Origin of the sequence: Mesorhizobium sp. M1409, from assembly GCF_040317535.1 — a bacterium.
GTDB lineage: Bacteria > Pseudomonadota > Alphaproteobacteria > Rhizobiales > Rhizobiaceae > Mesorhizobium.
This window is the reverse complement of the sequence record NZ_JAMYKV010000079.1, coordinates 1-21,106: the sequence shown is the minus strand read 5'-3', so window position 1 is coordinate 21,106 and position 21,106 is coordinate 1. Positions and strand designations below refer to the sequence as shown.

The 21,106-nt window shown below is 62.0% G+C and carries 18 protein-coding genes and 1 tRNA gene; 2 read left to right on the top strand and 17 right to left on the bottom strand.

What is annotated here, in order from left to right; all coding sequences use genetic code 11:
• The 4 genes from NKG99_RS33320 to rpsL form a co-directional block, all read right to left on the bottom strand.
• Positions 1 to 91: GTP-binding protein (locus NKG99_RS33320; protein ID WP_032908143.1), on the bottom strand; the 91-nt coding region annotated here is incomplete at its 3' end.
• 98 nt (positions 92 to 189) lie between these two features.
• Entirely contained in the window at positions 190 to 2,280 is a 2,091-nt protein-coding gene (fusA, locus tag NKG99_RS33315) for an elongation factor G (RefSeq protein ID WP_352873590.1), read from the bottom strand.
• A gap of 29 nt (positions 2,281 to 2,309) precedes the next feature.
• Positions 2,310 to 2,780, bottom strand: coding sequence for a 30S ribosomal protein S7 (gene rpsG / locus NKG99_RS33310; RefSeq protein WP_008875664.1), 471 nt, complete (start codon positions 2,778 to 2,780; stop codon positions 2,310 to 2,312).
• A gap of 74 nt (positions 2,781 to 2,854) precedes the next feature.
• Positions 2,855 to 3,226, bottom strand: coding sequence for a 30S ribosomal protein S12 (rpsL, locus tag NKG99_RS33305; RefSeq protein WP_006333356.1), 372 nt, complete (start codon positions 3,224 to 3,226; stop codon positions 2,855 to 2,857).
• A 495-nt stretch (positions 3,227 to 3,721) separates the two neighbouring features.
• On the opposite strand from rpsL, the gene NKG99_RS33300 reads away from it, so the two are divergent.
• Both NKG99_RS33300 and NKG99_RS33295 read left to right on the top strand, forming a co-directional pair.
• Positions 3,722 to 4,003 (top strand): transcriptional regulator, encoded by a 282-nt coding sequence (locus NKG99_RS33300; RefSeq protein WP_352873587.1) that lies wholly within the window; start codon positions 3,722 to 3,724, stop codon positions 4,001 to 4,003.
• A gap of 172 nt (positions 4,004 to 4,175) precedes the next feature.
• Entirely contained in the window at positions 4,176 to 5,102 is a 927-nt protein-coding gene (locus NKG99_RS33295; protein WP_352873586.1) for a Gfo/Idh/MocA family protein, read from the top strand.
• A gap of 33 nt (positions 5,103 to 5,135) precedes the next feature.
• On the opposite strand, the gene NKG99_RS33290 is transcribed toward NKG99_RS33295, so the two are convergent.
• From NKG99_RS33290 to NKG99_RS33230, 13 genes are all read right to left on the bottom strand, one after another.
• A complete protein-coding gene (locus NKG99_RS33290) occupies positions 5,136 to 5,801 on the bottom strand; it encodes an O-methyltransferase (RefSeq protein WP_352873585.1) in 666 nt (221 codons plus the stop codon).
• 81 nt (positions 5,802 to 5,882) lie between these two features.
• The gene (gene rpoC / locus NKG99_RS33285; RefSeq protein ID WP_352873584.1) at positions 5,883 to 10,079 is read right to left on the bottom strand and encodes a DNA-directed RNA polymerase subunit beta'; all 4,197 of its coding nucleotides are present in this window, start codon (positions 10,077 to 10,079) and stop codon (positions 5,883 to 5,885) included.
• Between the two features lie 131 nt (positions 10,080 to 10,210).
• Complete coding sequence (gene rpoB / locus NKG99_RS33280; protein ID WP_352873582.1) at positions 10,211 to 14,347, bottom strand: DNA-directed RNA polymerase subunit beta; 4,137 nt, start codon at positions 14,345 to 14,347, stop codon at positions 10,211 to 10,213.
• A 251-nt stretch (positions 14,348 to 14,598) separates the two neighbouring features.
• Positions 14,599 to 14,976, bottom strand: a complete 378-nt coding sequence (gene rplL / locus NKG99_RS33275; protein WP_027038853.1) for a 50S ribosomal protein L7/L12 — start codon at positions 14,974 to 14,976, stop codon at positions 14,599 to 14,601.
• A gap of 54 nt (positions 14,977 to 15,030) precedes the next feature.
• Positions 15,031 to 15,549, bottom strand: coding sequence for a 50S ribosomal protein L10 (rplJ, locus tag NKG99_RS33270; RefSeq protein ID WP_013531412.1), 519 nt, complete (start codon positions 15,547 to 15,549; stop codon positions 15,031 to 15,033).
• Positions 15,550 to 15,925: 376 nt separating this feature from the next.
• The gene (gene rplA / locus NKG99_RS33265) at positions 15,926 to 16,624 is read right to left on the bottom strand and encodes a 50S ribosomal protein L1 (protein ID WP_109672641.1); all 699 of its coding nucleotides are present in this window, start codon (positions 16,622 to 16,624) and stop codon (positions 15,926 to 15,928) included.
• Between the two features lie 4 nt (positions 16,625 to 16,628).
• Complete coding sequence (gene rplK, locus NKG99_RS33260) at positions 16,629 to 17,057, bottom strand: 50S ribosomal protein L11 (RefSeq protein ID WP_013531410.1); 429 nt, start codon at positions 17,055 to 17,057, stop codon at positions 16,629 to 16,631.
• 175 nt (positions 17,058 to 17,232) lie between these two features.
• The gene (gene nusG / locus NKG99_RS33255) at positions 17,233 to 17,760 is read right to left on the bottom strand and encodes a transcription termination/antitermination protein NusG (protein WP_352873580.1); all 528 of its coding nucleotides are present in this window, start codon (positions 17,758 to 17,760) and stop codon (positions 17,233 to 17,235) included.
• Between the two features lie 27 nt (positions 17,761 to 17,787).
• Positions 17,788 to 17,991: a preprotein translocase subunit SecE gene (gene secE / locus NKG99_RS33250; RefSeq protein WP_140501618.1), complete on the bottom strand. Its 204-nt coding sequence runs from the start codon at positions 17,989 to 17,991 to the stop codon at positions 17,788 to 17,790.
• A gap of 364 nt (positions 17,992 to 18,355) precedes the next feature.
• Positions 18,356 to 18,431 (bottom strand) — tRNA-Trp (locus NKG99_RS33245).
• Between the two features lie 194 nt (positions 18,432 to 18,625).
• On the bottom strand, positions 18,626 to 19,108 hold the full coding sequence (locus NKG99_RS33240; protein WP_352873579.1) for a group II truncated hemoglobin: 483 nt from the start codon (positions 19,106 to 19,108) through the stop codon (positions 18,626 to 18,628).
• Positions 19,109 to 19,209: 101 nt separating this feature from the next.
• A complete protein-coding gene (locus tag NKG99_RS33235) occupies positions 19,210 to 20,853 on the bottom strand; it encodes a COG3904 family protein (RefSeq protein WP_352873577.1) in 1,644 nt (547 codons plus the stop codon).
• 161 nt (positions 20,854 to 21,014) lie between these two features.
• A partial coding sequence (locus NKG99_RS33230) for an EF-Tu C-terminal domain-related protein (protein WP_023785181.1) occupies positions 21,015 to 21,106 on the bottom strand: 92 nt, incomplete at its 5' end.

Here is a 21,106-nt window from a genome sequence, read left to right as displayed (position 1 = left end):
CCGCCGTCAGCGACGTCTTGCCATGGTCGACGTGGCCAATCGTGCCGATGTTCACGTGAGGCTTGTTACGCTCGAATTTACCTTTGGCCATAATCGTTCTCCGTCTATTCTACCCGCTTGGGGGAAATTGTTATTCGCTCTTCAGATCCGGCACCGCGCAAGGGACGCGACCCGGTGGCTAAGGAACCCTTACGCGTATTTCTTCTGGACTTCCTGAGCCACCGCCGTCGGGACCGGCTCATAGTGATCGAACTGCATCGTGTAGGCCGCACGGCCCTGGCTCATCGAGCGCAAATTGTCGACGTACTTGAACATGTTGGCTAGCGGCACCATCGCGTTGATAACCACGGCCACGCCACGTGCTTCCTGGCCCTGGATCTGGCCACGACGGCCGTTCAGATCGCCGATGACGCTGCCGACGTAGTCTTCGGGCGTCACAACTTCGACCTTCATGATCGGCTCGAGCAGCTGCACCCCAAGCTTGGGTGCAGCTTCACGGAAGCAGGCGCGGCCGGCGATTTCGAATGCCAGGACGCTGGAATCGACATCGTGGTAAGCGCCGTCGATCAGCGTCGCCTTGACGCCGATCATCGGGAAGCCCGCGAACGGACCCGAGGTCATGACGCTGTTGATGCCCTTTTCGACACCGGGGATGTATTCCTTCGGCACGGCGCCGCCGACGATCTTGGTATCGAACTCGAACTCGCTGCTGTCCGGGTTCGGCTCAAAGACGATCTTGACGCGGGCGAACTGACCGGTACCGCCGGTCTGCTTCTTGTGCGTGTAATCCTGCTCGTGCCTGCGGGTGATCGTCTCGCGATAGGCCACCTGCGGCGCGCCGACATTGGCCTCGACCTTGAACTCGCGACGCATGCGGTCGACGATGATGTCAAGGTGAAGTTCGCCCATGCCGGAAATGATGGTCTGGCCGCTTTCCTCGTCGGTCTTGACGCGGAAGGACGGATCCTCGGCGGCCAGGCGGTGAAGGGCGAGGCCCATCTTTTCCTGGTCGTTCTTGGTCTTCGGCTCGATGGCGATCTGGATGACCGGATCGGGGAATTCCATGCGCTCGAGGATGACCGGATGCAGCGGATCGCTGAGCGTGTCGCCGGTGGTCGTGTCCTTGAGACCGGCAAGAGCAACGATGTCGCCGGCAAAAGCCTCTTCAACGTCGGCGCGCGAATTCGCATGCATCTGCAGCATGCGGCCGATGCGCTCCTTCTTGCCCTTCACGGTGTTGTCGACCGAGATGCCCTTGGTGAGCTTGCCCGAATAGATGCGGGCAAAGGTGAGCGAACCGACGAATGGGTCGTTCATGATCTTGAAGGCGAGCATCGACAGCGGCTCGTTGTCGTCGGCGTGACGCTCGATCTCGGCGTCGGTCTTGGCATCGACACCCTTGATGGCCGGAACATCGGCCGGCGACGGCAGATATTCGACGACGGCGTCGAGCAGCGGCTGCACGCCCTTGTTCTTGAAGGCCGAGCCACAGAACATCGGGTAGAACTTCACCGCGATGGTGCCCTTGCGGATCAGCGCGCGGATCTCGTCATTCGACGGCATCTTGCCTTCGAGGTAATTCTCAAGCGCCGTCTCGTCCATTTCGACGGCGGCCTCGATCATCTTCTCGCGGTATTCCTCGGCACGAGCCTTGAGGTCGTCCGGGATCTCGACGATGTCCCAGGCAGCGCCCAGCGTCTCGTCGCGCCAGACCAGCGCGTTCATCTCGACGAGGTCGACAACGCCCTTGAACTCGGTCTCGGCGCCGATCGGCAGCTGCATGACAACGGCATGCGCACCGAGACGCGAACCGATCATCTCGACCGAGCGGTAGAAGTCGGCGCCGATCTTGTCCATCTTGTTGCAGAAGATCATGCGCGGAACGCGGTACTTGTCGGCCTGACGCCAGACGGTTTCCGTCTGCGGCTCAACGCCGGCATTGGCATCGAGCAGCGCGATAGCGCCGTCGAGAACGCGCAGCGAACGCTCAACTTCGATGGTGAAGTCGACGTGGCCGGGGGTGTCGATGATGTTGAAGCGGTACATCTTGCCGTCACGAGCCTTCCAGAAGGTCGTGGTCGCGGCGGACGTGATGGTGATGCCGCGCTCCTGCTCCTGCTCCATCCAATCCATGGTGGCAGCGCCGTCGTGGACTTCGCCGATCTTGTGCGACTTGCCCGTGTAATAGAGGACGCGCTCGGTGGTCGTCGTCTTGCCGGCGTCAATATGCGCCATGATACCGAAATTGCGGTAGTCTTCGATTTTGTATTCGCGGGCCATCGTAGCTGCCTCTCAGTCTCGTTCGCGCTTTACCAGCGGTAGTGCGCGAAAGCGCGGTTGGCTTCAGCCATCTTGTGGGTGTCTTCACGCTTCTTGACGGCGGTGCCGCGGTTGTTGGCCGCATCCATCAGCTCGCCGGAAAGGCGGTCGACCATCGTGGTCTCGTTGCGGTTGCGGGCGGCGGCGATCAGCCAGCGAATGGCCAATGCCTGGCGGCGCTCGGGACGCACGTCGACCGGAACCTGATAGGTAGCGCCGCCGACACGACGCGAACGCACTTCCACATGCGGCGCGACATTGTCGAGCGCCTGATGGAAGACGGTGACCGGCTCCTGCTTGGTCTTCGACTGAACCTGGTCGAGAGCGCCGTAGACGATGGTCTCGGCAACCGACTTCTTACCGTCATACATGACGGCGTTCATGAACTTGGTGACGATCAGATCACCGAACTTCGGGTCCGGATTGATCTCACGCTTTTCTGCACTGTGACGACGCGACATGGCTTTTGTCTCTCAATCTCATAGCCCGACGCACTCAAGCAGCGCCAAGGCCGGAAAATCTTACTTCGAGCGCCTTACTTCGGGCGCTTGGCGCCGTACTTCGAACGGCGCTGCTTGCGGTTCTTCACACCCTGCGTGTCGAGCACGCCGCGGATGATGTGATAGCGAACGCCCGGAAGATCCTTGACGCGGCCGCCGCGGATCATCACCACGGAGTGTTCCTGAAGGTTGTGGCCTTCGCCGGGGATGTAACCGATCACTTCAAAACCATTGGTCAGGCGGATCTTGGCCACCTTGCGCAGCGCCGAGTTCGGCTTCTTCGGCGTCGTTGTATAGACGCGCGTGCAGACGCCCCGCTTCTGCGGGTTCTGCTGCATGGCCGGGACCTTGTTGCGCTTCACCGGCGCAATGCGCGGCTTGCGGATCAGCTGGTTGACGGTAGGCATTAAACCCTCTTGTCTCTCAATTCCGTGTCTCGCCCGGTCAGGGCCGCTCAAAGCGTCATTTCCATACGCGAATTCGGGCCACGAACCGCGCCTCGCGGTCTTGCCCGAACAAATGGCAGAGGAAGCGGAACCGCTTCGTGCACGCCGGAAATGTCTTTTCGCTCGTAAAACGAACCCTGTTTGAGGCAAGCTCCAAAGCGTGTCGCTTCGGAAGGGAGAGCCTCACATCGGTTCTGACTGGGCGGCTTCTACTCGTAAGACCGCGGACCGTCAAGCCCGGAGCGCTAAATATTGCGCGCCAATCAAGGCTCGGCAGCCATGCGAAAAACGCATGTAATTTTCTTTCGCGATTTTGCAAGGGCGAGGAAGAAAGTGCCAAGCCTTTAGCAAAGTGAATGGCTTTGCGCTGTTGCGCGGCTCTTCTTCATGCGAAAAGGCCGCATGAGCAGACAGAACCCCCTCGCCCGCCCACACATCGCCAAGAGGAATCGACCCGTGAACGACAATGAAGAACGCCCGGTCACCATCATCACCGGCCGGGTGTGGAAGAAAAAGGGCGGCAAACCGGAAGGCGTCCACGTCATGCTGGTCGCGCCCGACGACGATTCGGCGGTGCGCCGGGCACTCGAATCGCTTGCTGCGGAAGGTTACGCCGAGGCCGAGCTCGACCAGATAGGCGACATGGACGGCGTGCCCGATGAAGAGCCGCATATCTCCGCCTTCCAGGGCGCGCTCGAAGGCGAAGTTTCGATCGTTACCTTCGACGTGCCGATCTGAAACCAGGCCTCGGCTCAGTTTTCGAATCGGCCATCGAGGCGAATCGGCGATCGGGGCTTCCTGAACGCCGGCGCGGCGGTTCGAGGAGGGCTGGGGTGGGCTTGTCGGCCGGCTTGCCCGGGGCAAGTGTTCTGATAAGAAGCATCACCATTGTTCAACAGACGGAGCGGCCGTGTCCCAGCCCATCAAGATTGGCATCGTCGGCGTCGGCAAGATCGTCCGCGACCAGCATCTGCCGGCCCTGGCGAAGGATCAGGACTATCGCCTCATCGCGGCCGCCAGCCGGCATGGCAAGGTGGATGACATTCCGAATTTTCCGACCATCGAATCCATGCTCGATGCGGTGCCCGAACTCGAGGCCGTATCGCTTTGCATGCCGCCGCAGTTCCGCTACGACGCGGCGCGGACGGCACTCGAGGCGAAGAAGCATGTCTTCCTGGAAAAGCCGCCAGGCGCCACTGTCAGCGAGGTCGAGGACCTCAAGGCATTGGCCGCGCGGAACAGCGTCTCGCTGTTCGCCAGCTGGCACTCGCGCTATGCGCCGGCCGTGGAGGCCGCGCGCGCCTTCCTGAGCTCGGCGCGCATCAGCTCGGCCGCCATCAACTGGAAGGAAGACGTGCGCCGCTGGCACCCGAACCAGGAATGGATCTGGGCTCCCGGCGGTTTTGGCGTCTTCGATCCCGGCATCAACGCGCTATCGATCGCCACTCACATCCTGCCGCCGATGTTCATCACTTCGGCAATACTCGATTTTCCCGAAAACCGCGCATCCCCGGTTGCCGCGCGCGTCTCCTTCCGCACTTCGAATGGCTTGCCGGTGACGATGGACCTCGACTGGCTGCAGACAGGCCCGCAAAGCTGGGACATCCTGGCCGACACCGACAAGGGCGCCATGGTGCTGTCGGGCGGCGGCTCCAAGCTCGCGGTCGACGGCAAGGTGGTTCATGACGTGCCGGAGGCCGAGTACCCGATGCTCTACAAGCGCTTCGCCGAGATCGTGCGAGCCGGCGTTTCCGATGTCGACCTGGCGCCGCTCCAGCATGTCGCCGATGCGTTCATGCTCGGCAAGCGCAACGTGGTCGAGGCCTTCTTCGATTGAACAGGGACGGCTTGGCTGTTCGCCTATCGGCTGTCAATTGACGATCGCGATGGCAAAGCCGTCATAGCCCTTCGCGCCAACGGTCTGGATGCCGGTGCCGTCCAGATGCTTCTCGCCGCCAATGAACGAGAATGCGGCGCGTGCGCCTTCTACATTGGGATCACGGCCACCCTGATCGAGCACAGCACCGTCGCGTATGACGTTGTCGCAGATGATCACGGTTCCCGGCCTCGAAAGCCGCATGGCCCAGGATAGATAATGCGGGTTGTTCGGCTTGTCGGCGTCGATGAAGACGAGGTCAAACGGTCCGGCATTCTCGGCACCCAGCGCGGCAAGCGACTGAAGGGCAGGCCCGACCCGCAGTTCCACACGCTCCGAGACGCCTGCCCGCTCGAAATTCGATTGCGCGACGTCGGCGTGGAGCGGATCGAGCTCAAGCGTCACGATCTTGCCATCGACAGGCAGCGCCCGCGCCATCCAGACGGTCGAATAGCCGCCCAGCGTGCCGATCTCGAGAACCTTCTTCGCTCCCTGTATGCGCACAAGAAGTGAAAGCAGCTTGCCTTGCGCCGGCGACACGTCGATCGCCGGCAGGCCGTGGTCGTGGTTGGCCGCCAGAACGGCATCCAGGACGGGGTCCGCCTCAAACAGGGAACCGACGATGTAGTCGTCGACTGCCGCCCAGCTCGTCTTGCTCATTATTTTTCTCCGATCCGATGCGGAACCCAAAACGCGAAAAGGGGCCACTTGGCCCCTTTTCCTTCTTCCCGTCTTCCGTGCTTACTGCGCGGCGTTTGTCATGTCGGCCAGCATTGGCTCGGCGACTTCCACACCGGAGGCCTTGCGGCGCTCGTCGATGATCAGTTCGTCGCGCGAGGTGGCGATGCGCCGGATCTGGCTCATCGTGCCGCCGGTGCCGGCCGGGATAAGCCGGCCGACGATGACGTTTTCCTTCAGTCCCTGCAGCATGTCGGTCTTGCCGGCAACCGCAGCTTCCGTCAGCACCCGGGTCGTCTCCTGGAAGGAGGCGGCCGAGATGAAGGACGGCGTCTGCAGCGATGCCTTGGTGATGCCGAGCAGCACCGGCAGGCCTTCGGCCGGCTTCTTGCCGTCCTCGACCAGACGCTCGTTGACCTCTTCCAGTTCGATCACGTCGACATGATCGCCTGGAATGTAGGTCGAGTCGCCCTGCACCGTGATCTCGACCTTCTGCAGCATCTGGCGAACGATCACCTCGATGTGCTTGTCGTTGATCGACACGCCCTGCAGACGGTAGACTTCCTGGATTTCGTTGACGAGGTAGGAAGCAAGTGCCTCCACGCCCTTGATCGCCAGGATGTCGTGCGGCGCCGGATTGCCGTCGAGGATGTAGTCGCCCTTCTCGATGACGTCGCCGTCCTGGAGATGGAACGGCTTGCCCTTCGGGATCAGGTATTCGACCGGCTCAAGCGTCGAGTCATGCGGCTCGATGATGATGCGACGCTTGTTCTTGTAGTCGCGGCCGAAGCGGATCGTACCGTCGATCTCGGCGATGATGGCGTGATCCTTCGGACGACGTGCCTCGAACAGTTCGGCAACACGCGGCAGACCGCCGGTGATGTCCTTGGTCTTGGCGCTTTCCATCGGGATACGCGCCAGCACGTCGCCGGGCCGAACCTGCGAGCCCGGCTCGACCGAAAGAATGGCCTCGACCGAGAGCAGGAAGCGGGCGTCGCCACCCTTGGACAGCTTGCCGACCTTGCCCTTGGCGTCCTGGATGGCAATCGCCGGCTTCAGGTCGTTGCCGCGTGGCGTCGAGCGCCAGTCGATGACCTCACGCTTGGTGATGCCGGTCGACTCGTCGGCGGTTTCCTGAACGGAAATGCCGTCGACCAGATCCTCGTACGATACCCTGCCCTCGATTTCGGTGAGGACCGGGCGGGTGTAGGGATCCCACTCGGCGATACGCTGGCCGCGCTTCACCTTGTCACCATCGTCCACGAAGATGCGCGAACCATAGGTGAGGCGGTGCGAGGCGCGCTCCTTGCCGGCTTCGTCGAGGATCAGCACCGCCATGTTGCGGCCCATGACCATCTGCTGGCCGTCGGAGTTGCGCACCACGTTGCGGTTGCGGATCTCGACCTTGCCCTCATAGGAGGCTTCAAGGAACGAGCTATCCACCACCTGTGCCGTACCGCCCATGTGGAAGGTACGCATGGTGAGCTGGGTACCCGGCTCGCCGATCGACTGCGCCGCGATGACGCCGACTGCTTCACCCTGGTTGACCGGGGTGCCGCGGGCCAGATCGCGACCGTAGCAGACCGCGCAGACGCCAACCCTGACTTCGCAAGTCAGTGCCGAGCGAATGCGAACCGACTGGACGCCGGCCTTTTCGATCTGTTCCACGTCACGCTCGTCCATCAGCGTTCCGGCCTTGACCAGGATCTCGCCCGACACCGGATGGGTGATGTCGTCGAGCGACGTACGACCCAGCACGCGCTGGCCGACCGAAGCGACGACCTGACCGGCATCGACGATCGGCTGCATGGTGAGGCCCTTGTCGGTGCCGCAGTCGACGGAGTTGACGATGCAGTCCTGCGCCACGTCGACCAGACGACGGGTGAGGTAACCCGAGTTCGCCGTCTTCAAGGCGGTGTCGGCCAGACCCTTGCGGGCGCCGTGGGTCGAGTTGAAGTACTCGAGCACGGTCAGGCCTTCCTTGAAGTTCGAGATGATCGGCGTCTCGATGATTTCACCCGACGGCTTGGCCATAAGGCCGCGCATGCCGGCGAGCTGACGCATCTGGGTGGGCGAGCCACGCGCACCGGAGTGCGACATCATATAGATCGAGTTCATCGGCTTTTGACGGCCATTGTCCTCGAACTCGACCGCCTTGATGCGGGCCATCATTTCGTCGGCGACCTTTTCCGAGCACTTGGCCCAGGCGTCCACGACCTTGTTGTACTTCTCGCCCTGCGTGATCAGACCGTCATTGTACTGCTGCTCGTATTCCTTGGCCAAAGCCTCGGTATCGGAGACCAGCTTGATCTTGGCATCCGGGATCAGCATGTCGTCCTTGCCGAACGAAATGCCGGCACGGCAGGCATGGCTGAAGCCGAGCGCCATGATGCGATCGCAGAAAATGACCGTCTCCTTCTGACCGCAGTGGCGGTAGACGGTGTCGATCATCTTGGAGATGTTCTTCTTGGTCATCTCCTGGTTGGCGGTCTCATAAGGCACGTTGACGTTCTTCGGCAGAAGCTCGCCGATGATCATGCGGCCAGGGGTGGTGTCATGGATCTTCGACACGACCTTGCCTTCGGCGTCGACCGTGCGGAAACGACCCTTGATCTTGGAGTGCAGCGTCACCGCCTTGGTCTCGAGCGCGTGCTGGAGTTCGCCCATGTCGGCAAACACCATGCCCTCGCCCGGCTCGTTCTGGTTGACGATCGAGAGATAGTAGAGACCGAGAACCATGTCCTGCGACGGCACGATGATCGGCGCGCCGGAAGCCGGGTGCAGGATGTTGTTGGTCGACATCATCAGCACGCGGGCTTCAAGCTGCGCTTCCAGCGACAGCGGCACGTGAACGGCCATCTGGTCGCCGTCGAAGTCGGCGTTGAAGGCCGTGCAGACCAGCGGGTGCAGCTGGATCGCCTTGCCTTCGATCAGGATCGGCTCGAACGCCTGGATGCCGAGACGGTGCAGCGTCGGCGCACGGTTCAACAGCACCGGATGCTCGCGGATGACCTCGTCGAGGATATCCCAGACTTCTGGACGCTCCTTCTCGACCAGCTTCTTCGCCTGCTTGACGGTCGAGGAGTAACCCTTGGCGTCGAGACGGGCGTAGATGAAGGGCTTGAACAGTTCGAGCGCCATCTTCTTGGGCAGGCCGCACTGGTGCAGCTTGAGCTCCGGACCGGTCACGATGACCGAGCGGCCGGAATAGTCGACGCGCTTGCCGAGCAGGTTCTGGCGGAACCGGCCCTGCTTGCCCTTGAGCATGTCGGACAGCGACTTCAGCGGACGTTTGTTGGCGCCGGTGATGACGCGGCCGCGACGGCCGTTGTCGAACAGTGCATCGACGGCTTCCTGCAGCATGCGCTTTTCGTTGCGCACGATGATGCCGGGGGCGCGCAGCTCGATCAGCCGCTTCAGACGGTTGTTGCGGTTGATGACGCGGCGATAGAGGTCGTTCAGATCCGACGTGGCGAAGCGACCGCCGTCCAGCGGGACGAGCGGGCGCAGGTCCGGCGGGATCACCGGGACCACCTTCATGATCATCCATTCCGGACGGTTGCCGGATTCCATGAAGTTCTCGACGACCTTGAGCCGCTTCAGATACTTCTTCTGCTTCAGCTCGGAGGTGGTCGAAGCCAGTTCCGAACGCAGGTCGCCGGCGATCTTCTCCAGGTCCATGCCGGCCAGGAGGTCATGAATGGCCTCGGCGCCGATCATGGCGGTGAACGAATCCTCGCCATACTCGTCGACGGCGATCATGTACTCTTCCTCGCTGAGCAACTGGTGCTCCTTCAGCGCGGTGAGGCCAGGTTCGGTGACGATGTAGTTCTCGAAATAAAGGACGCGCTCGATGTCCTTCAGGGTCATGTCGAGCAGCGTGCCGATGCGCGACGGCAGCGACTTCAGGAACCAGATATGGGCGACCGGTGCCGCCAACTCGATGTGGCCCATGCGCTCGCGGCGAACGCGCGACAGCGTGACTTCGACGCCGCACTTCTCGCAGATGACGCCCTTGTATTTCATGCGCTTGTACTTGCCGCACAGGCACTCATAGTCCTTGATCGGGCCAAAAATGCGCGCGCAGAACAGACCGTCACGCTCCGGCTTGAAGGTGCGGTAGTTGATGGTCTCCGGCTTCTTGATCTCGCCGAAAGACCAGGACAGAATCTTCTCAGGGCTGGCAAGCGATATCCGGATGGAATCGAACACCTGCGCAGGCGCCTGCGGATTGAAGAGATTCATGACCTCTTGGTTCATGCCGTTCTCCTTTTCGGGGTCCTCGAAAACCCCTTGCATCTAGTCGCGAGCCAAACGCCCGCCGTCTTGTCGGCCACTGGCCGAAGAATTTGGTGCATCCGGTCGCGGCAGCCCGCGACCGGATGTCTTTCTTACTCGGCCGCGTCGGGCAGCCGGATCGGGTTGTCGTCGAGCTTGGTGTTCTCAAGCTCGACATTGAGGCCGAGAGACCGCATTTCCTTGACGAGAACGTTGAAGCTCTCCGGAATGCCGGCCTCGAAGGTGTCGTCGCCACGGACGATCGCCTCGTAGACCTTGGTGCGGCCGGCGACGTCGTCCGACTTCACCGTCAGCATTTCCTGCAGCGTGTAGGCGGCGCCGTATGCTTCGAGCGCCCAGACCTCCATCTCGCCGAAGCGCTGGCCACCGAACTGCGCCTTGCCGCCCAGCGGCTGCTGGGTGACGAGCGAGTACGGACCGATCGAACGCGCGTGGATCTTGTCGTCCACGAGATGGTGAAGCTTGAGCATATATATGTAGCCCATCGTCACCTTGCGATCGAACGGCTCGCCGGTGCGTCCGTCATAGAGCTGCGACTGACCGCTGGTGTGCAGGCCCGCCTGCTCCAGCATGATGTTGATGTCAGCCTCATGCGCGCCGTCGAACACCGGGGTCGCGATCGAAACGCCGCGGCGCATCTGCTCGCTGAGGCGAACGATGCTCTCGTCGTCATACTCGCGAACCGGCTCGTTGCGGTCGTTGGCCGGGATGAAGCTTTCGAGCGTCTTGCGCAGCGGCTTGATATCGCCCGCCACCTTGTACGCGTCGATCAGCTCGCCGATCTTCCTGCCCATGCCCGCGCATGCCCAGCCCAGATGCGTTTCCAGGATCTGGCCGACATTCATGCGGCTCGGCACACCCAGCGGGTTGAGCACGATATCGGCATGCGTGCCGTCCTCGAGGAAAGGCATGTCCTCGACCGGAACGATCCGCGACACGACACCCTTGTTGCCGTGACGGCCGGCCATCTTGTCGCCGGGCTGCATCTTGCGCTTCACGGCCACGAAGACCTTGACCATCTTCATGACGCCAGGAGGCATTTCATCGCCGCGCTGGACCTTCTCGACCTTGTCCATGAAACGCTGTTCGAGCGCCTTCTTGGAGTCGTCGTACTGGCCACGCAGGGCTTCGAGTTCGCTCTGGAGCTTTTCGTTCTCCACGGCAAACTGCCACCACTGCGAACGCGGATACTCGTCGAGCGTATCCTTGGACAGCGTCGAGCCCTTCTTGAAGCCCTTCGGTCCAGCGATCGCTTCCTTGCCGACGAGCACGTCGGAAAGACGCGCGTAGACGTTGCGGTCCAGAATGGCCTGCTCGTCGTCGCGGTCCTTGGCGAGGCGTTCGATCTCCTCGCGCTCGATCGCCATGGCGCGCTCGTCCTTCTCCACACCGTGGCGATTGAAGACGCGCACCTCGACGACGGTGCCGAAAGTGCCCGGAGGCATGCGCATCGAGGTGTCGCGCACATCGGATGCCTTTTCGCCGAAGATGGCGCGCAGAAGCTTTTCTTCCGGCGTCATCGGGCTTTCGCCCTTCGGCGTGATCTTGCCGACCAGGATATCACCCGGCTGAACTTCGGCACCGATGTAGACGATGCCGGCTTCGTCGAGGTTCTTCAGCGCTTCTTCCGAGACGTTCGGGATATCGCGCGTGATTTCCTCCGGCCCGAGCTTGGTATCGCGCGCCATGACCTCGAACTCCTCGATGTGGATCGAGGTGAAGACGTCATCGGCGACGATGCGTTCGGACAGGAGGATCGAGTCCTCGTAGTTGTAGCCGTTCCACGGCATGAATGCGACCAGCACGTTGCGGCCGAGTGCCAGATCACCGAGCTCGGTCGACGGACCGTCGGCGATGATGTCGCCCTTGTTGACCCGGTCGCCCATACGAACCAGCGGACGCTGGTTGATGCAGGTGTTCTGGTTCGAACGCTGGAACTTCATCAGCCGGTAGATATCGACGCCGGACTTGCCCGGATCGAGATCCTCGGTGGCGCGGATGACGATACGCGTCGCGTCGACCTGGTCGACGATGCCGCCGCGGCGGGCGCCGATGGCGGCGCCCGAGTCACGGGCGACGATCGGCTCCATGCCGGTGCCGACGAACGGCGCCTCGGCGCGCACCAGCGGCACGGCCTGACGCTGCATGTTCGAGCCCATCAGGGCGCGGTTGGCGTCGTCGTTTTCCAGGAACGGGATCAGGGCCGCGGCAACCGACACCATCTGCTTGGGCGAAACGTCCATCAGATCGACGTTTTCGCGCGGCGCCATCATCACTTCGCCGGCGCTGCGGCAAATGACGAATTCGTCGACGAAACCACCGTTCTTGTCGAGCTCGGCGTTGGCCTGCGCGACATGGTGCTTGGCCTCTTCCATCGCCGAGAGATAGACGACTTCATTGGTCAGCTTGCCGTCGACGATCTTGCGGTACGGGCTCTCGATAAAGCCGTACTTGTTGACGCGCGCGAAGGTGGCCAGCGAGTTGATCAGACCGATATTCGGGCCTTCCGGCGTCTCGATCGGGCAGATGCGGCCGTAATGCGTCGGGTGCACGTCGCGCACTTCGAAGCCGGCGCGCTCGCGGGTCAGACCGCCCGGTCCAAGCGCCGAGAGGCGGCGCTTGTGGGTGATCTCCGACAGCGGGTTGGTCTGGTCCATGAACTGCGACAGCTGCGAGGAACCGAAGAACTCGCGCACGGCGGCGGCCGCCGGCTTGGCGTTGATCAGATCCTGCGGCATGACCGTGTCGATCTCGATCGAGGACATACGCTCCTTGATCGCGCGCTCCATGCGCAGCAGGCCGACGCGGTACTGGTTTTCCATCAGCTCGCCGACCGAACGCACGCGACGGTTGCCGAGATTGTCGATGTCGTCGATTTCGCCCTTGCCGTCACGCAGTTCGACCAGCGTCCTGACCACGGCCAGGATGTCGTCCTTGCGCAGCACGCGCACGGTGTCCTCGGCCTTGAGCTCGAGGCGCATGTTCATCTTGACGCGGCCGACGGCCGACAGATCATAGCGCTCGCTGTCGAAGAACAGCGAGTTGAACATGGCTTCGGCGGTCTCGAGCGTCGGCGGCTCGCCGGGACGCATGACACGATAGATGTCGAACAGCGCGTCCTGGCGGCTCTCGTTCTTGTCGACGTTGAGCGTGTTGCGGATATAGGCGCCGACATTGACGTGGTCGATGTCGAGAACCTTGATCTCGTCTTCGCCGGTGCCGAGCAGAACCTTCAGCGTCTTCTCGTCGATCTCGTCGCCGGCTTCGAGGAAGATCTCGCCGGTGGCGAAGTTGACGATGTCCTCGGCCAGGTAGTTGCCGAGCAGATCCTCGTCCGTCGCCTTGATCGCCTTGAGACCCTTTTCGCCGAGCGCCCTTGCCTGGCGTGCGGTGATCTTCTTGCCGGCTTCGACGACGACCTCGCCCGTATCGGCATCGACCAGGTCGCCGACAGCCTTGAGGCCGCGGAAACGCTCGACGTTGAACGGAATGCGCCAATGGTCGCCGGCGCGCTTGTAGGTGATCTTGTTGTAGAAGGTCGACAGGATCTCTTCGCCGTCCATGCCGAGCGCCATCAGCAGCGACGTCACCGGGATCTTGCGGCGACGATCGATGCGGGCGTGCACGACGTCCTTGGAATCGAACTCGATGTCGAGCCACGAACCGCGATAGGGGATGACGCGCGCGGCAAACAGAAGCTTGCCCGACGAGTGCGACTTGCCTTTGTCATGGTCGAAGAAGACGCCCGGCGAGCGGTGCATCTGCGAGACGATGACGCGCTCGGTGCCGTTGACGATGAAGGTGCCGTTCAGGGTCATGAGCGGCATGTCGCCCATGTAGACGTCCTGCTCCTTGATGTCCTTGATGGACTTGGCGCCGGTATCCTCGTCGATATCGAACACGATGAGGCGCAGCGTCACCTTGAGCGGCGCGGCATAGGTGAGGTCGCGCTGACGGCATTCGTCAACGTCGAATTTCGGTCCTTCGAACTCGTACTTCACGAACTCCAGCATCGAGGAGCCGGAAAAATCGGAGATCGGGAAGACCGACTTGAAAACTGCCTGCAGTCCCTCGTCCGGACGCCCGCCCTTGGGCTCCGCGACCATCAGGAACTGGTCATAGGATGCCTTCTGAACCTCGATCAGGTTCGGCATCTCCGCAACTTCCGGAATCTTTCCGAAGAACTTGCGTACGCGTCTGCGGCCATTGAAAGTCTGGGTCTGGGCCATCGTCGCTCCTTAGCTCAAAACTCGGGACGAGCCTCGCCGCGGCTCGCCTTGCATGCTGGGCCACCTTGGCGGCAACCCTCTGTCTGTTTTCCCGGCGCCTGTCGGCGGCCGGTTAGAACGGGAGAAAACCCGTTTCCTGAAGGCCGGTTTCGGCCCTCAGGAAAGAGGTTCTCGTACGTCTCGCGTTACGCATGCTCCCTTCCAGGCGAAGGGAGTGGCGGACGGCGCGAGGCCGTCCGCCGCTTTTACGCTTACTTCAGTTCGACCTTGGCGCCGGCTGCTTCCAGCTGGGCCTTGAACTTGTCAGCGTCGGCCTTGGAAACGGCTTCCTTGACCGGCTTCGGAGCCGCTTCAACCAGATCCTTGGCTTCCTTGAGGCCAAGACCGGTGATGGCGCGGACTTCCTTGATGACGTTGATCTTCTGAGCGCCTGCCTCGGTGAGGACGACGTCGAATTCCGTCTTTTCCTCGACCGGAGCAGCAGCGGCCGCACCACCGCCAGCGGCGGCAACAGCCACCGGAGCAGCGGCGGAAACGCCCCACTTTTCTTCCAGAAGCTTCGACAGCTCGGCCGCCTCGAGGACGGTCAGCTTCGAAAGGTCGTCTACGATCTTTGCGAGATCAGCCATTGTTGTATTCCTTCATAAGGTTCGAACGTGTGTTTGTGATAGCGAGGAACGGCCTCATGCCGCCTCGTCCTTCCGGGCGTAAGCGCCGATGACGCGCGCGACCGAAGCCGCTGGCGCATTGACGATCTGGGCGATCCGGGTTGCCGGCGTGGCGATCATGCCAACCAGCCTGGCGCGCAGCTCATCGAGCGACGGAAGTGTGGCGAGTGCCTTCACACCGTCGGCGTTGAGCGAGGTGGTGCCCATTGCGCCGCCGAGAATGACAAGCTTGTCATTTCCCTTGGCGAAATCGGACGCGACCTTCGGCGCCGCAATCGGATCCTCCGAATAAGCAATCAGCGTCTGTCCCTTGAACAGCTCGATGATCGATGCGGAGTCCGTGCCCTGAAGAGCGATTTTGGCGAGACGGTTCTTCGCGACTTTGACGGTGCCACCGGCGGCGCGCATTTTCGACCGAAGGTCGTTCATTTGCGCGACGGTGATACCGGCGTAGTGGGCCACGACCACTGAACCTGCGTTCGAGAACGCACCGTTCAGGCCCGTGACGAGTTCGCGTTTTTCCGCTCTGTCCACTGCCTATCTCCAGTTGACCCCTGCCCCATTAACGGGGACAGGCGTCGGGTTGCCTTTGTCGGCCGGGCCATCCAGTAACGGATCTCCCGAACGACGCTCGAGGATCCTGCCCCCTTTCGCCACACCGGCCGGCAAGCCGGACGATGCGCAGACAAAAGGCAAACACGGTTCGAACCTTTCATTGGAGCAATCGCTCCGTTGTCCGGTCTTCACCCGTCTCATGCAGGCCCAAATCGAATTAAGGCTTCTGGGCCGCCTGCAATCTCGGACAGGATGTCCGGAAACCTCTCGGTTTCCGGTACCGGGCCGCCGACGAGTCGGAGGCCCGGAATTCACTTGCGGATCAGCCCTTTAGCGGCCGATCCGAATGTTCGTATCAGGACGCTGTGAGCGTCGCGACGTCGAGCTTGAGGCCCGGGCCCATCGTCGAGGTGACCGACACCTTCTTGACGTAGTTGCCCTTGGCGCCAGCCGGCTTTGCCTTGGTCACGGCGTCGGCGAAGGCGCGGATGTTCTCTTCCAGGGCCTTGACCTCGAACGAGACCTTGCCGACGCCGGCATGAACGATGCCGGCCTTCTCGACGCGGAACTCGACAGCGCCGCCCTTCGATGCCTTGACGGCGGCGGCAACGTCGGTGGTTACGGTGCCGACCTTCGGGTTCGGCATCATGCCGCGCGGGCCGAGCACTTTGCCCAGACGGCCGACGAGCGGCATCATGTCCGGCGTCGCGATGCAGCGATCGAAATCGATCGTGCCCTTCTGGACGATGTCGACCAGATCCTCGGCACCGACGATGTCGGCGCCGGCGGCGCGCGCTTCGTCAGCCTTGTCGCCGCGTGCGAACACAGCGACGCGCACCGAGCGGCCGGTGCCGTTCGGCAGATTGACCACGCCGCGGACCATCTGGTCGGCGTGGCGCGGGTCGACGCCGAGGTTCATGGCGACTTCGATGGTCTCGTCGAACTTGACCGAGGAACGGTCCTTGAGCAGCTTCAGTGCATCACCCAGGGCGTAAGCCTTGTTGGGATCGATGCCTTCGCGGGTCTTCGATACACGCTTTGCAATCTTTGCCATGATCTTAGCCCACCACTTCCAGACCCATCGAGCGGGCGGAGCCCTCGACCATGCGCATGGCCGCTTCGACGTCGTTTGCGTTCAGATCCTTCATCTTCGCGGTGGCGATCTCGCGGACCTTGTCACGCGAAACCGTACCGGCCTTGACCTTGCCCGGCTCCTTGGAACCAGACGTCAGGTTAGCCGCCTTCTTCAGGAAGTAGCTCACCGGCGCCGTCTTCATGACGAAGGTGAAGGACTTGTCCTGGTAGTAGGTGATGACGACCGGAACCGGCGATCCCTTTTCCATTTCCTGGGTCTGCGCGTTGAACGCCTTGCAGAACTCCATGATGTTGATGCCACGCTGACCAAGCGCCGGGCCGATCGGGGGAGACGGCGTGGCCGATCCCGCTTTGACCTGGAGCTTGAGCTGGCCTGCAATTTTCTTAGCCATCTCTTTTCCTGCCTTTGTCTATGCCGGCTCCCATGAACGGGAAAGTGCCGGCGGTTGCAGTCTGGTGGTGCGATCCATGCGGCCGGCTAAAGCCGCACTCGTCTCCCACCGTTCTCAAGAGCCGCGCGATCTCCGCGCCGCTCTTCCCTGCCGCGCTTGGCGGCAGGATTTCGGATCAGCCCTTTTCGACCTGTCCGAATTCCAGATCGACAGGCACGGCGCGCCCGAAGATCGAAACTTCCACCTTGAGCCGCGCCCGCTCCTCGTCCACTTCCTGGACGAAACCGTTGAACGACGCGAAGGGACCATCCGAAACGCGGATCGCCTCGCCGATCTCGAACGTGACCGAGGGCTTGGGCCGCTCGACGCCTTCCTGCACCTGGTTCAGGATGCGCTGGGCTTCCGCCTCGGTGATCGGCACCGGCTTGGAGTCACCCAGGAAGCCGGTGACCTTCGGCGTGTTCTTGACCAGCGAGAACACAGCGTCGGTCAGGTTGGCCTTCAGGAGCACATAGCCCGGGAAGAACTTGCGCTCGGCATCGACCTTGCGGCCGCGACGAATCTCGACGACCTTCTCGGTCGGCACCACGATCTGGTGGATATCGGCGGACAGGCCCTTCTGCTTGGCCTTGTTCTCGATGTCCTCGGCGACCTTCTTTTCAAAGTTCGAATAGGCGTGGACGATGTACCAGCGCGCGGTCATTTCAAGACTTCTCCGTAATCGCCGGACTTAGCGTCCGATGCCCAGAATCTGTTCGACCGCGAGGCCCATGAGCTGATCAGCGGTGAAGAAAAAGACCATCGCGATCACAGCGAAAGCCAGGACCATGACCGTCGAGATCATCGTTTCGCGCCGCGACGGCCAAGTCACCTTGGCGGTCTCCGCGCGAACCTGCTGGAGAAAGACGAAAGGATTTGTGGTTTTCGAAGCCATATGCCGCTCTGTCTTCAAGACCCGTTGGCCGGGTCTCCTGGATGATCCCGCTGGCCGGGACGTGCCGCCTGAGCCCAATCTTGCGCCGAATCAGCGCAATCAATTCGCCCATGCAAATCAGACGCGTAAAGCCGGCTTCCCAGCTCCACGCGTCGCGTGTCTGTTTCGTCTACATAAAACCGATTCTTGATCCACGCAAGTGGCAAGTGTCCGCTTTATGACCAAACGCCGCATCGGAACCATCCAGTCGTTCCGTCCCGGCTATGAGGCCATTATGCCCCAAGCGAGCTGATATGGCAAGCGGGTCGCCGATTTTCAAAGGGCAGACCGCAGAAATATCGTTTTGAAACGCCATTTCGAGAAATGGCACGGGCAGCAGGGCTCGAACCTACGACCTGCGGTTTTGGAGACCGCCGCTCTACCAACTGAGCTATGCCCGTACGTGCGCATATCGGCGCAGCAGGCGCTTCCTAAAAGCTTCCGCTCGCTCTGTAAAGAGTGGTTTGCAAGCAAACGCGCCATAACCCCGTTCCCCTCAGCACCAGATGTTCGAGGCCGAGGCCTTCCCACTCGCGCCAGCGCACGATCTTGAAATTTCTCGGCATTGCTCCGAGACTCCCGTGGCGACCGAAAGCTACTTTGGACCCGGTGGCCGATACGGCCCGCCCGGCACACCCCAGCCCCAGGCCGGCATCCGTTCCGTCTGAGGATCGCAAGTTTCGCCGAGATTGGAGTTCATCTTGGCCAGCCGCGATCCCCATTCGACATAGCCCATGAAGGCCGAACGAAATTCCGGATCGTCAGGCAGGGCGACCGCGTCGGCGGCGTCGGCCAGGAGGTTGATCCAGCGGCGGCGCTGCTCCTCGGTCAGATGCTTGCCCAGATGATGCGTGACCATCTCGCGGTGGCCGCCAAATTGCTCGCTGTAGGTTTTCGGTCCGCCGAAAACCTCGCCGATGAAGGCCGCGACATGGGCGGGATGATCCGGCGACATGGCCTTGAATACCGGCCCGACGATCGGATCCTGCGCCACCTTGTCGTAGAAAATCTGGGTCAGCCGGTTCAACGCCTCGCTGCCGCCGGCCCATTCGTAGAGTGTCGGGATATCCTGGCTCATTCTCGATCCTCCGCCGGCCCCGGCGCCGGCAGCAGCGACGATAGCGGCAAAATCGAGAATGGCTCAACCTGCCTCGATGGTCAGTCTCCGACGTTGCCGCTCTACAGTTTGGCGGGCGCGTCAGCCTCGGCATTGGCGGAAGGCCGGATCCGGCAATTCCGCGGTTTCGGCACCCCGTCGCAGATGGTGGCACCGGTCAGCGCGTCGACCGATTGCGGGCTCGTCGTCAGCCCGAGCCTCAGCATCGTGCCGGGTTCCAGCTGCCGCTCGACCGAGCGCCCCTCGATCGCCGTGAATAGAGCGGGATCGATCCCCATCTCCTCGAGATAGGCCTTGACCACCCGCATTTGCCCCATCGGGTACAGGCTAAGCCGCGCACGGGGACCGACAAGCCGTCTCACGCCGCCGGCAAGCATGAGCGCACAGGCCGAACCGCACTCCACTCCCGCATCGATACTCAGCCCGGCATAGGCGCCCTCCTTGGCCAGGCAACTCCACTCTCCCGGGTCACAGTCGACGAAATCGGTGCGGCCAACGGCGACGTCGAGCTTCCTTTGATGGATAAGCCGTCCCGCCGCCAGAGCGCCAAGCAGGTCGCCACCCTTTGAGCTGAGCACGACAGGCAGCAGCCGGTCGCCAAGCGTGGCGAGCAACTGGCGCAGCCTCCGCGGGGTCCGAGGCGTGATCACGCCTTCCGCCGAGATCCATTCCGGGCAATCCGGATTGCAGAGCGGGTTGCTGCCGCGAACCACGACGAAGCGCATGTCTTCATCGCGCTGCACACCCTCGGGCCCGGCCGGCAGCGGAGCAGGCTTGGCCGCGGTCGTCAGGCCATCGGGCTTATTCCCCGGTATTTCCAGGCAATTCGCGGCCAATCGATCCGGCCTGCACAGGCTCGCGGCGGTCAACAGGTCCACGGCATCCACACTGGTGACCAATTTCATCGTCAGCATGTCGTCGAGGGCGATCTGGTGGATTTCGCTGGCCGGCGTACTCTTCATCGTTTCGAGCACGCTTTGTTCGATGCCCATCTCGTTGAGATAGGTCGCCAGCTTTTTCTCCACCGCCTTGCTCATCTCGTAGGTCTTGTAGCTGCCGGCGTTCTTGCGGCTGACGATCCTTGTGTTGAGGACCTTCTTCTTGCCCCCCACGATGCGGTAGGTGGTCCGGTATTGCAGTTTCGTGCGGATGTAGGTCGTGGTGATCTGATGGACGCCGAGATAGGTCCATTCGCCCGCTACCCGCCGGACGCCACCGGCAAACATCAACGGACAGGCGGAATTGCACATGGCGCCATAGGCAAGGACACTGCCAAAGTAGCGGACGCCATTCTTGTCACGGTCCTGGCAACCATTCGCGTCGGGCTGGCAACCGGAGAACACTGTCTTGCCGATGGCGATATCGAGCTTGTTCTTGCGGATCAGCCGGCCAAGCGTCAGCGCCGCCTCGACATTGCCGCCGGGAGAATCGACGACGATCGGCAGTTTTCGCCCGCCAAGCGTCTTCAGCATGCGTTTGAACAAAGCCGGCGTTCCAGCTTCTATCGAGCCTTCCGCCGAGATCCATTCCGGACAGATCGGCTCGCACCCCGGTGCATTGCCGCGGACAATACCGAATCGCATTGTCGGACCGAGATCCGGGGCCGTATCCGTCGCAAAGGCACGTCCGGTGACAAGCAACGCCAGCAGGCAGATCAGCCGCAGCGACCACACTGCCCGACGATGGAAAAGGCGCCCTGGAACCATTGGAAAAAAGCCCCTTGATGCAACCTATACTAGACGAGGTCCAAAGGCTTGCAACAGGGTCCGGTCGACAAGGCGAACACCCAATCGCCAGGCAAAAGAAAAGGGCGGCCCCGAGGACCGCCCTTTCCGTTTCGAACCCGACCGGCACAGGCCGGTATCGGTTATTCCTTGATGGTGACGACGATGCCGGCACCGACGGTGCGGCCGCCTTCACGGATGGCGAAGCGCAGCTTCTCTTCCATGGCGATCGGCA